The organism is Veillonella sp. ICM51a, from assembly GCF_000524355.1.
In the GTDB taxonomy this organism is placed as follows: domain Bacteria; phylum Bacillota; class Negativicutes; order Veillonellales; family Veillonellaceae; genus Veillonella; species Veillonella atypica.
The window spans coordinates 1-12,926 of record NZ_JAPX01000032.1; the positions used below are offsets into that span (position 1 = coordinate 1).

9 protein-coding genes and 1 pseudogene are annotated in these 12,926 nt (G+C 40.1%); 4 read left to right on the forward strand and 6 right to left on the reverse strand.

The genetic code is table 11. The features are described from left to right. The first annotated feature begins 550 nt into the window (after positions 1-550). Positions 551-1,282, forward strand: a complete 732-nt coding sequence (locus HMPREF1504_RS05610) for an SIMPL domain-containing protein (RefSeq protein WP_038124175.1) — start codon at positions 551-553, stop codon at positions 1,280-1,282. A gap of 158 nt (positions 1,283-1,440) precedes the next feature. Here the strand turns inward: HMPREF1504_RS05610 and HMPREF1504_RS05615 are convergent, their stop codons facing one another. After that, positions 1,441-2,178: a ubiquinone/menaquinone biosynthesis methyltransferase gene (locus HMPREF1504_RS05615; RefSeq protein ID WP_005377285.1), complete on the reverse strand. Its 738-nt coding sequence runs from the start codon at positions 2,176-2,178 to the stop codon at positions 1,441-1,443. Between the two features lie 284 nt (positions 2,179-2,462). On the opposite strand from HMPREF1504_RS05615, the gene sstT reads away from it, so the two are divergent. Further along, a complete protein-coding gene (sstT, locus tag HMPREF1504_RS05620) occupies positions 2,463-3,683 on the forward strand; it encodes a serine/threonine transporter SstT (protein WP_005377270.1) in 1,221 nt (406 codons plus the stop codon). Positions 3,684-3,866: 183 nt separating this feature from the next. Beyond that, positions 3,867-5,384, forward strand: a complete 1,518-nt coding sequence (locus tag HMPREF1504_RS05625; protein WP_038124178.1) for an NAD(P)/FAD-dependent oxidoreductase — start codon at positions 3,867-3,869, stop codon at positions 5,382-5,384. 66 nt (positions 5,385-5,450) lie between these two features. On the opposite strand, the gene HMPREF1504_RS05630 is transcribed toward HMPREF1504_RS05625, so the two are convergent. The 3 genes and pseudogenes from HMPREF1504_RS05630 to HMPREF1504_RS10225 all read right to left on the reverse strand — a co-directional run. After that, positions 5,451-6,110 carry a PepSY domain-containing protein gene (locus tag HMPREF1504_RS05630; RefSeq protein ID WP_005377261.1) on the reverse strand — a complete coding sequence of 220 codons (660 nt, stop codon included), beginning with the start codon at positions 6,108-6,110 and terminating at the stop codon, positions 5,451-5,453. Positions 6,111-6,178: 68 nt separating this feature from the next. Beyond that, positions 6,179-7,300 carry an AI-2E family transporter gene (locus HMPREF1504_RS05635; protein WP_038124180.1) on the reverse strand — a complete coding sequence of 374 codons (1,122 nt, stop codon included), beginning with the start codon at positions 7,298-7,300 and terminating at the stop codon, positions 6,179-6,181. 208 nt (positions 7,301-7,508) lie between these two features. Further along, positions 7,509-7,688 (reverse strand): annotated as a pseudogene (locus HMPREF1504_RS10225) (OmpA family protein); the annotation flags it as partial. Positions 7,689-7,736: 48 nt separating this feature from the next. On the opposite strand from HMPREF1504_RS10225, the gene HMPREF1504_RS05640 reads away from it, so the two are divergent. Further along, on the forward strand, positions 7,737-8,444 hold the full coding sequence (locus tag HMPREF1504_RS05640; RefSeq protein ID WP_038124183.1) for a glutamine amidotransferase: 708 nt from the start codon (positions 7,737-7,739) through the stop codon (positions 8,442-8,444). A 273-nt stretch (positions 8,445-8,717) separates the two neighbouring features. On the opposite strand, the gene HMPREF1504_RS05645 is transcribed toward HMPREF1504_RS05640, so the two are convergent. Together HMPREF1504_RS05645 and HMPREF1504_RS05650 are read right to left on the reverse strand one after the other, a co-directional pair. Then, the gene (locus HMPREF1504_RS05645; protein WP_038124186.1) at positions 8,718-10,127 is read right to left on the reverse strand and encodes an MATE family efflux transporter; all 1,410 of its coding nucleotides are present in this window, start codon (positions 10,125-10,127) and stop codon (positions 8,718-8,720) included. Between the two features lie 255 nt (positions 10,128-10,382). Further along, a partial coding sequence (locus HMPREF1504_RS05650; RefSeq protein ID WP_038124189.1) for a YadA-like family protein occupies positions 10,383-12,926 on the reverse strand: 2,544 nt, incomplete at its 5' end.

Sequence of the window (12,926 nt, forward strand, 5' to 3'; positions counted from 1 at the left end):
TTGACTTTGTCAAAACCCGCACTCTGGCATATGTTCAATCATATGATTGATTACCTATCATTGTTCAGTTTTCAAAAATCTGTACCAGTTAGACCAGATATTATCTAGCTCCGAAGCACTTTCGTTTGAAGTGTTTTACCAACTGGCGACTAGATTATAATATCATGTTGACCATTCAGTGTCAAGCACTTTTTATAATCTTTTTTAGAATTTTGTAATTACCTCTATGTGAGGGATTTACATAAAATTCAAAAATAACTAACAAAGAATCTAGATTGTATCTAGTGTTTCCTCATTAAGAAACAGTCGCCTCAACGACTGTATGGTTATTATAGTACAAACCACATACCTACGCAACCCCTAATTCTCATTTTTATAAAATTTCACTTTTGACTCATTTTTCAATAAAATATATTGATTTTACGCAATCTATTTTGTACAATATACTTAACTTACGATGATATACATGAATACCATACTTATAAAGATATACATGTCATATTTCAGGGGGTATTGCCCCGTTCTTTTAATACTATATAAGGAGAGATATATGAAATTCTCAAAACGATTATTCACCAAAACAGTTGCTTTGGCTGCTATTTGTGCTTCTGTGGCTACAGCAAGCTTTGCAGCACCACAAGGATCTTTTGATACATCTGAGATCCATGTTACAGGTCAGGCTTCCCGCTCTGTGGCGCCTACCTATGCAATACTCACACTAGGCATTACAAGTGAAAACACAAATATCAATGCCGCTAAGTCAAATAACGATCGCATCATGAGCGACCTTATTAGCAGACTTTCAAATTTAAATGTTGCAAAAAAAGATGTTTACACGTCTAATATTTCAGTTAGTCCTACTAATGATTACCAAGAGGGTAAACGCGTTAATACAGGATATAGAGTATCCAACCTTGTAACGGTTAAAATCAATAACTTGGATAGTGTAGGTAAGGTCGTAGACGCAGCTGTCAATGCTGGTGCAAATGACATAAACAGCCTTTCATTCCAAAACGACACATCTCAACAGCTATCCGATTCTTTAACTACAGAAGCCATCCAAAACGGTCAACACAAGGCTGAGGTAATTGCTGCTGCTCTAGGCCGCACCTTAGGTCCTGTAAAAACTGTAAACATTAGCAACACAGAAACAAGTACATTCGACCAAGGCTATTATCGCAATGCCAAAGTGCTTGCTGCAAATCTTAGCACTTCTACACCTGTTGAAAAAGGATCGTTAATCGTATCTCAAGATGCAGATATTGTATACTATCTACAATAACAACTATTGTTTATAGATTGTTAGTTACATACTATGTCCATTACGTTTTAGCAACATAATCGACTATGGTCTATAATCAATCACTTTCAAACAACAAACATAACAAAAGACCGTATAACATACGATACTAACTATGTTATACGGTCTTTATTTTTGTATTATTTTGTAGTGGATTCTGGCACAACACCTTCGTGAACCGCCACAATGCCACCAGTTAATTCAGTATAGGTAGCATTTTCATAACCTAGAGATTTCCAGATTTCTAAAATCTCGCTTTGATGAGGATAGCGACGCAAGGATTCAGGCAACCAAGCATAGGAAGAATTATCCTTACTTAATTTGCCTATAATAGGTAATATATAGGAGAAGTAGAAATTATATAATTGCTTAAACCCAAATGCACTTGGTTTAGCCAATTCCAAGACTACCACCTTGCCGCCTGGTTTTACAACGCGTTGCATTTCGGATAGCACTTGTTTAATATCAGGTACATTACGCATTGCAAAGCCACTCATAGCCGCATCAAATGTATTGTCCGCATAAGGCAATGCCATAGCATCACCTTGGACCAAGTTCACTTGGTCTAACAAATCCGCTTGATCCAAACGCTCACGACCTTGCTCTAACATTTCTGCATTAAAGTCTAATGCTTCTACTGTCAAAGTCGGCTCTTGGCGCAATGCTTCTTTCGTAAACACACAAGTACCACAAGCTACGTCCAGCACATGTTGATAAGGTCCAATATTCATTTCTTTAACGGCGAACTTACGCCAGAAATAGTCTTGCCCAAAGCTGAGCAATGTATTCATCAAATCATAATGTTTGGCAATATTAGAAAATACACCTTGCACAAATTGTTCTTTGTCTTCATACGTGTTAAATTCTTTAGTATTCATGGTACCCACTTTCATAATCAAGAATATCACATGTTGACAGTATACCATAACCAACGATGACATTCTAGAACTTAGAAGAATTCTAATATATATACTATATATACAAAGAATTACAAAATGTTCACATAGAAAAAACGCATCATATAATTAGTATTTATCTATTGAATTATAACAATGTTCGTTATATAATGACATATGTCTTTTCTATGAGGATTTATTATTTCTCTTCGATAAACGACAGAATTCATTGTTTTATGTAGTCTAATTAAGTATTGGAGTCTATTATGAATCGATTTATGAAATCCATTAATAGAGTCAGCCTCATCCAACAAATCATCATCGGTATGATTATCGGTATTTTGACGGCTCTCTATGTCCCTGATATTGCAAACGAATTATCGCTATTAGGGGTATTATTTGTTGGTGCCCTCAAAGGTATTGCACCAATCCTTGTATTCTTCTTAGTCATCGCGGCGATTAGTAAACATCGCTCCGGACAAAAAACAGGTATGGGCTCCGTAATTACGCTCTATCTATTAGGTACATTCCTTTCTGCTGCACTTGCCGTACTCGTGAGCTGGTTCTTCCCAACTACATTACATCTAGCAGCTAGTGCCGCTGATGCAGCGCCTCCACAAGGCATTGCGGAAGTCATGAAAACTTTACTCAAGAATATCGTTGATAACCCTGTAAAAGCATTAATGTCCGCTAACTACATCGGCATTTTAGGCTGGGCTCTTATCATCGGTGGTGCTCTACGTCATGCACCTATGAATACAAAAGAAGTAATGGAATCCATCTCTCAAGCAATTACGACTGTAGTAGGTTGGATCATTCGCTTCGCACCTCTTGGTATCATGGGTCTTGTGGCTGATTCCATCGCAACAAATGGTATCGAAGCACTTATCAGCTACTTCCAACTTCTCGTATTACTCTTAGGCTCCATGATTTTCGTTGCCTTGGTAATCAATCCACTTTTATCCTTCATCTACTTACGCCGCAACCCATATCCATTGGTGTTCAAATGTTTGCGCGAATCTGCTATCTATGCGTTCTTTACACGTAGCTCCGCAGCCAACATTCCTGTCAATCTTGACTTGGCTAAACGTTTGAAACTTAACCCTGATATGTATTCCGTATCCATTCCATTGGGTGCGACTATCAACATGGGTGGTGCTGCAATCACAATTACTGTTATGACATTAGCTGCTGCTCATACATTGGGCATCATCGTGGATGTACCTACAGCTATCCTTCTATCCGTTATCGCTACTATCGGCGCTTGCGGCGCTTCTGGCGTAGCAGGCGGCTCCTTGCTTCTCATTCCGTTGGCATGTTCCCTATTCGGTATCTCCAACGATGTGGCTATGCAAGTAGTAGGCGTTGGTTTCATCATCGGGGTATTACAAGACTCCACAGAAACAGCACTCAATTCCAGTACAGATATTCTCTTCACTGCTACTGCAGATTATGCAAAACGTGGCTATCACGAAAACTGGGATTAAACCATCATATAGAACAAGACGATCCATGAGGTCGTCTTTTCTTTTTGTGAAAGTTTACCCTTGCGCCAACTTTCACTAATAACAAAAACAATATATTTTCTATATTGATTATTTTCAATATAATGGGGTATAATATATTTAATGATAATAACTATTACTAGATATATATAGAAAGGAATCAACATGAAACAATACGATATTATTGTAGTGGGTACAGGTGGTGCAACCATCGTTGCTGACGCTGCTATAAAAACAGGTAAAAAAGTAGCTATCATAGAAAAAGGTAAATTTGGCGGCACATGCCTAACTCGCGGTTGTATTCCTACAAAGGTTATGGTAACAGCTGCGAATGCTGTACAAGAGGTAAAAGAGTTCGGCAAAATCGGCGTCAATGTTGGCGATGCAACAATGGATTGGGACACTGTAGCTAAACGTACATGGCATATGATTGACAAGTCTGCAGGCATCTATGATTACTATAACGCGTATGACAACGTAGATGTATATCGCGGTGCTGCAAGCTTTGTGTCCGATAAGGTGATGAACATCCACCTCAATGACGGCTCTGACATCGTAGAAATTACGGCCCCAACCATCGTTCTTGGCACTGGTGGTTACAGTAATATTCCAAATGTACCAGGCTTACAAGAGGCCGGTTATCTATCTAGTGAAAGCCTCTTTGGCAACAAGTTTCCTAAACAACCGTACAAATCCCTTGCCATCTTAGGCGCTGGTCCTATCGGCGTAGAGTTCGCTCATGTATTTGACTCTGCTGGTACCGACGTAACAATTATTCAGCATAATGTACGCCTAGTACCAAAGGAAGATGCGGATATGTCCGAGCATCTCCTTAACAATTATAGAGAGCGTGGTATTAACGTAATTCTAAATCAAGATACCGTAGAGGTTCGCCAAGAAGATGGCTTAAAAGTCGTCGTTACAAAAGATCGTACAACAGGTGAAATCACAGAAACTAAGGTAGAAGAAATTCTTGTAGCCGCTGGCATCCGCCCTGCTACCGAAGAGTTACACCTTGAAAATACAGGTATTGAAACATGTCCAAAGGGCTGGATCAAAACAAACGAGTTTCTTGAAACATCTGTGGACGGCATCTATGCGTTAGGCGATGTGAACGGCGAACCTGCATTCCGTCATCGCGCAAACTACGAAGCGGATATCATTGCACATAATCTTTACTTTGCCAAAAATGAAGCAGATTTCCGTTGGGCCCGCTACGACGTGTTGCCAAAAGTTACCTTCTCCTATCCTGAAATCGGTAGCGTAGGTCTTACCGAAGCAGAAGCAATTAAGGCTGGTTACAATGTAGGCGTAGGCAAAAACTTCTATTCCGCTACTGCCAAAGGCTATGCTATGGGCATTGATCCTGGTGATGTAAACGACGGCTTTGTAAAAATCGTGGTCGACAAAGATACAAACCATATCCTTGGTATTCACGTAATCGGACCACAAGCCTCTATCCTATTCCAACCATACGTTAACCTTATGAACAGCGGTGTAACCCCATTGACAGCTATCAATGAAGAAATCGCATCTGAGCGCACAAAACGATTGCGTAAAAAAGGTATTATGCGCAATATGGATCCTAGATCCGTAATCACCGTAGGTGAAACAATGAGTCCACATCCATCTCTTATCGAGGTTATTATGTGGACACAAGCGTACTACGAAAACCGTTGGTAATCGATTGTACCTAACAAATGAAATAGGGAGTCAACATCATTAGATATTGACTCCCTATTTTTTATATTATTTTTTATCCATAACGATATCATGGCCCCATACGAGGTTCGTACGGCGTTTGTCAAAACCTTGATCTGGTTCTGGAGGTAATTTTGTTGCTTTACTTTGTTCAATGTAAGCACCTGTATTACCATCAACAGTCACTACTGTTTTCTTACCATTTTGATGCATTGTTACATAGTAATTAACTTTACCATTGTGAGCTTCAACCTTCCAGCCCTTCATAACAGCATCTGCACCTAATTGCGCTTTAGCAGCTGCTTCTGCTTGAGATGGTTCGATAACTTTATCTTTGTTGAAGATTTCACCAATAACGCGTTTAGGTTTGCCACCTTCGCTCATATCGGATTGATTACCAGTGATGATATCAATCTTCATTTTGTATTCGTGATATTTGCTATATCCAGTTACTTTGTAAGCATAGGCCAAATCATTGGAATTCAATTCTACAGAGTGCAATGCTGCATTAGGGAACCGATTTTGGAAAATCGTACCAATTTCGCTCATTGTCATAACCACAGATTGACCAGGTGCACGTTTAATTGTAATATCTGTGCTTGTTTCTGGTTTAGTCTTACGCGCTTGTGCTTCATACGGTGTGGCTACTGAAAAAACACCAACGGCCAACACGCCAGTCATAACCAAAGATAGTAATTTTTTATTCATTATAATCCTCCCAATAGTAATCGGATTCTACAAACTTGTATTTTTATTTATATTACAGCTAATAAATGCTATAAGCCTTCATTAGAGGCTAAACGTTCTTCAACGTCAGTCATCAGTAATTTATAGCAAGTGGCTACTAATGGCACGCCTATAATCATGCCTGTAACACCCATCAAACTACCGCCTATGATAACAGCGGCAAAGACCCATAAGCCAGGTAACCCTACAGAATTACCTACGATTTTTGGGTAGATCACATTGCTTTCAATTTGATGTAAAACTTCTAAAATGATGACGTAAATCAACGCATCCATAGGGCTAATGGTAAGCAATATAACTGCCCCCATCAAGCCGCCTACATATATACCCACTAATGGAATTAAACCGGTGAGACCAATAACACAAGCAATGGTCGTAGCATAGGAGATATTACAAATCCATAATGTAACGCCCACCATGATACCTAAAATCAAGGCATCGATAAACTGTCCTACAAAGAAACTACTAAATGTTTGAACAGCAACCTTGGTCACATAGGTTACACGATTCACCCACGTATCAGATGCATAGGCTTTCAAAATACGCTTACCTTGCGACATGAGGCGTTCCTTATCGAGTAGCATGTAAATGGCAAAGATAAGACCTAATGCAATATTTACGGTCCACGAAAGAATCGTGCCCATCGTATTCACCACATAGGTGCCACCCTTGGTCCCCCATTCACGCGTATAGTTAACTATACTTTCACCATTCAAGGTATTTAATACCGTAGGGTTCGAGGCCAATGGAACGGTATTACTTAAATGATAAATCCATTGTTGAAAGTCTAGATATAGCTGTGGTGCTGCGGACACGATAAGTGTAATAGAATGCACTAACTGCGGCACAGCCATACGGGCAATAAAGTACACAATGAGACTAATCGTCACAAAGGATAGGATAATGCTCAACGGACGACGAATCTTATACCGCCACCCCGATTTGATACGCGGCCATAACCAACGTTCATAGCGGACGACGAGAATATCGAGGACAAAGGCCATGCAGGCACCTACGATAAGCGGTACAAAGGCCGTTATCAATGCATCGATGCCCGATGCTATATCGCTAATGCGCAAGGCCACCAATATCATGAGTCCTGCAAGGATAATCGCGCCGATAAGCTCCTTATAATATTTAAATTTTTCCATACTAATAACTCACTTTTACTAAACACATGGTAAGTATTGTACACAATGTAAATGAAAGCTATATGACAACGATCAGATTACATATGTACAGTAGTATTTCTAATAGATTTAGTATAACACAAAAGTCCATCTTATCGCACTCAAAATATATATAGAGAGACGAAAAGATGGACTTGTATGGGCTTAGATTAAATTGAGAGAACTCAAATTAGCGGTGAATGAAAACGTCTACACGACGATTTTCAGCTTTGCCGTTTGCAGTTGCATTAGTAGCAACAGGTTTTGCATCACCATTAGCGATACCGATCAAACGGTTAGCATCTACACCATTGTTTACCAAGTATTGTGCAACATCTTGTACACGGCGTTCGGACAAGCCAATATAGAATATGATATACTAGCACTAGATAGTTGTACGTAGTTATAAGGAGGAACCATGAGTAAAACAGCCTATGTAATACGTCATATCCACTTTGAAAACGCCGGTATTTTAGAACCTTTATTAATAGAACGCGGCTTTACCTTAGAATATATTGAGGCCCCCCTTGCTGACTTTAATCAATACGATGCAAGTAAGGCAGATCTTGTCATCGTCTGTGGGGCCCCTATTGGCGCATACGACGAAGAAATCTATCCTTTTTTGACCGATGAAATCAAGTTTATTAAGGACCGCATCGATAGTAAAAAACCATTACTCGGCATCTGTCTTGGGGCGCAACTTATTTCCCGCATCATGGGCGGCCATGTGGGCCCTATGAGCCATGGTAAGAAGGAAATCGGCTTTGGACCATTGCGTTTTACTGCTGAAGGGCACCATACACCACTAGCCCTCTTAGGCAATACGCCTGTTCTACACTGGCATGGCGATGAATTTGACATTCCAGAAGGCTCCGTTCGCCTTGCTGAAACAGACCTCTGTCCTAACCAAGCCTTTTCGATTGGCAATCATATTTTAGGATTGCAATTTCACCTAGAGGCAGATCCGACAGTTATTGAAAGCTGGCTTGTGGGCCACTGTGCAGAGTTATGTAATGCGGGCATTGATATTCCTAGAATCCGCAAAGATGCACGAGTATTCTCCGAGTCCCTACCAACAGCAGGCAAAAAAGCTATGGCCGCATGGCTAGAATGTAATAATCTATAATTAATCTCATAAACATACTACAAGCCCCCTGTTTATCTGGGGGATTAGTCATGTGCGCACGCATATAAAAGAGGCATCGACCATTACTGGCCGATGCCTCTTTATATTCATATATATATCCCTTACATATATACGTGAAATTGATGATTTTTACAAACAACACGTTCCCCAACGTGTCATTTATTCCACATCTGTATTGTATACCATTCTTAATTACTAGGCAAGAAGTTTTTCATAAAACTTTCATAAACTATTTTAAAAGTTTCAATGTACCTATACCACCTTATGCTGCCATGAACCACCTATAAAACGTATGTAGGCACAAACAAGCCGTAACGATTGATCTAAGCATAGAGAAATCCATGCCCCATATAGCCCAAGGCCCAATGTAATACATAGTACATAGGTAATGATTGGGCGAATAACAGCAACACTAATTAATGAATACTTCATGATATAGAAGGTATCACCTGCACCTTTCAACACGCCTGCAAAGACCTGTTGTAGTGCTTGAGGAAAGGCAGCGATAGCCATAATGCCCATCAATGCCGTAGCTAATGTGACAACCTCGCTTTCACGTGTATAAGCTTGTACCAGCAAATGACCGGCACTAATAAAAATGAGACCGCTAACGACCCCCACAAATAAACCCATGCGAGCACCGATACGACCAAAAGCCTTCGCTAAATCCGGCCGTTTATGTCCTAAGTTTTGCCCCGTATGAGAAGCACCGGCAAAGCCAAGGCCCATGGCGAAGTAATAGAATATATCCATCAAGTTCATACACACATAATGTGCAGCCAACGGTACGGCACCAAGGGATGCCACAATCATGGTATATGTATACATACCAAAGCGTTCAAAGAACTGCTCCCCTAAAGAGCTACCTCCTACGTGGAATATCGTATGAAGTACGGAACGCTCAAAGCGCCATTTTGACGGATGCAATAAGGTGAGACCAGTCTTGGTATGTTGTGAGATAGCGCGCAATAGCAATGCTGCGATAACGGCACTACTGATGAGCGTCGAAATACCAGCCCCCATGACACCAAATTCTGGGAAAAAGGCAATACCATAGATCAAGAAGAAATTCATAATCGTATTTAAGATATTACCCACCACATTGGATTTAAAGATAACCTTTGTATTTCCATAGCCGATGAGGGCACCCCCTACAATTTGGCTAAAAGACTGGAATACAAGGCTCATGACAATGAAGCGACCATACCAAACAGCGGTTTCAATATAGCCATCCTCTGCCCCAGTAAATCGCAAAATATGCTCTAAATTAAATAAGCATATAGCGAGCAATGGAATGTATATTAAAAAGTTCAGTAGAATCGATTGCTTTAGCACCGCATTCATACCATCTACATCACCTTCACCATGACGGCGGGCAATAATTGCGGTTACTGCAATCGATAAGGCCCGGCAAATGACGAGCATAACCATTTCTGGTTGTCCCATGATACCTACCGAAGCTAGTGCGGAGGCCCCCAAAGAGCCTACCATGGCTAAATCAATGGCCGTCATCAGCTGCATCATGAGCCCTTGCAATGTCGCAGGCCATGCGATTTTTAAGTATTTATTATATAAGTTTTTTGTAGTATCTACCGGTCCCAGTCGATCCTTCATCGGTAATATGGTATCTACTGAGAACCAGCGTTGTAATGATGTTAACATAATGACTCCCCATAATAAACCCATAGAGATTACATTAAATTTCCCATAATATTACTGTATTATACCATACAACATATGAGAAGTCATTCATATGTTATGCAATTTAACTAATAACTTATATCAAAAATGCAAAGAACCCTCTTGCATACGTTTTATACCCAACAGGGTATAAATATCGTAGTTAAGAGGGTTCTTTATTTTATCCCAAGATTATTATATCTTTATAATTTGATTTCTATTATCAATTTTTACTGCTTAGCCTTTGGATGCTAACAATTTATCTACCGCTGCTTTCAAATCATCCAACCCCTTCTTCGTTTCTTCCAATTCACGACGTTGTTGTTCGTTCTCAGCTTCTAACGTAGTTAGACGAGCCGCTTGATCAGCGATAACATATTTTTGTTCTGCATTTTCCTTTTTAAGGCTAGATACTTCATCTTGCATTACATATACAGAGCTAATAGGGCCTGCTTTGTAACGATCTGGAATATTTTTCTTTTCTGGGCTGTAACCAAATTTATGAGTTACACCAGCATTAACCATATTATGGTTACCACCAACGGAAACGCCTACGTTGAACATAGTGTTTTCATTCGTGTAATGTGCAAGGCCAAGAGCTGCCGCCGTTTCACCGCGATAGTTACCTACGCCGGCCATGACTTGCGTTGGTTCCAATGGGTCGTATTGAATAGGCTTCAATGCTGCCATAGCTGCTGCATGAGCACCAACACGTTGCACCTCACCTGCCACTTGATTGATAGCTTGGCTAGTATTTGCATTGGACGCATTTAATTGAGCTACATTCACTGCATCTGTTGGATCTGTACCAGGCGCAACCCCTTTAATTTGATTATTACCATTATTAAGGCCCTCCTTCGTTAAGGATACAGGACCTGCATATGGATTTGTAGGGTTCGCACCACTAGGCGTAATAGTAATACCATTACTATTCATTACCGTTGTATTGCCAGTACTATCCGTAAATGTAGCAGACGTCATATTTGTAAGCTCAGGGTTGACTGCATAACTGATAGATTTACCTGTTTGAGTAACCATCATGTTATTGCCTGCTTTGAAAGTAACTGTTTCTTCAGCCTTGATTTTTTCAGGGCTTGTACCTACAACATTACTTTTACCAGATCCATCTTTACCAACAGCAACTTTCCAACCAGAATCAGCTACGGCATCTTTCAATTGATCTTCTGTAGCCGCACGACCAGAAACAATAGAACCTGGAGTCCAAGTTTTATTAGTTAAGCCTGTTACCGTGCCAGTAGTACCATCTACTGTAACCGCCTTAGTTGGATCTGTCCCTAATGTAATCTTATCATTCAACTTATTGTCATAAATTGTATGACCATCGGCAGCAGTTGTCTTAGTTAATACAATATTGCCCGTCGTACTACCTGCAGTTTCACCATTATTAGCAGTCAATTCAGTAGTGGACTTAGCAGAATACTCTTTCAACTGACCAACATTAACTGCATCTGTATTCGTCACACCAGCCGCAACATTCACAATCTTATTCTTGCCATTATCGAGGCCATCGCTAGTTAAGGAAACCGTATCTTTACCAGTTTTTGTAATCGTTATGCCATCTTTAGTGAAAGTTGCATTGTTGCCAGCTGCATCTTTAACAGTTACCCCCTTAGCATCAGCCTTAGTTTCATCACCAGCTGCATTTTTCAATGTATTACTAGTTGCATTGGATACATTAGAATTACCTGCATTATCTGCCAAATTGTTGCTAGTTGCTGTTGCAGTATTGGTATTACCAGCACCATCATTAATCACATTCTTATCAGCTGTGGATGTATTCGTCTTAGCACCATCAGTGATAGTAGTACCTGCTGCAGTTGTAGCAGTGGATTTATTACCATCTACAACTGTGTTACCCGCTGCATTAGATGTATTTGTTTTACCACCATCTGTTTGAACGATGCTATCACCTTTGATAACAGTTGTTTTACCGCCTGTTGCTTCAAAAGTTGCAGAATTCATCTTAGTAAGGTCTTTATTCAAGGAATAAGATACTGTTTTGCCATTTTGGTCGATGACAAGGTTATCTCCGGCTTGAAGTTTTACTTCTTCACCACTGGATACCTTAGTTGAAGCAGCACCATTAGATACACCGCTAGAACCAGCAACGATACCAGTATTCACCTTCCAACCAGCGCCTACTGCATCAGATACTTGTTGCAATTGATCTTCTGTAGCAGCACGGCCAGTAGTAGCTTTTGTTACACCTGGAACCCATGTTGTATTAGTTAAACCATCCAAATGACCATTAGCGCCATCTAGTGTAACAGGATTTGCACCATTCCCCATAGTAATCTTATTGTTCACACCATCAACAGCAATGTTTCCAATGTTGGCTTTACCAGCAGTGATCGTACTTGTATTAGTACCATCAGTAATGGTATTCGATGTTGCATTGGATGTATTTACATTACCATTACCATCATCGATAACATTACTATCTACAGTAGATTTATTGGATTTAGCACCGTCTTTAATCACTTGACCATCTGCTGTAGTTTCTGTGGACTTAGTACCATCTGCTACAGTATTACCACCTGCCGTAGATGTATTCGTTTGAGTACCTGCAGTTTGTGTAATACTGTTACCAGTAATGACTGTTGTATTACTGCCTGTACCAAGGAATGTGGCAGAATTCATCTTCACAAGATCTTTGTTAAGAGTGAATGTAAAGTCTCGTTCATTTTGGTTTACTGTTATGTTTTCGCCAGCAATCAATTGAACTTTGTCATCTTTACCTACCTTAGCATCCTTCTTAGT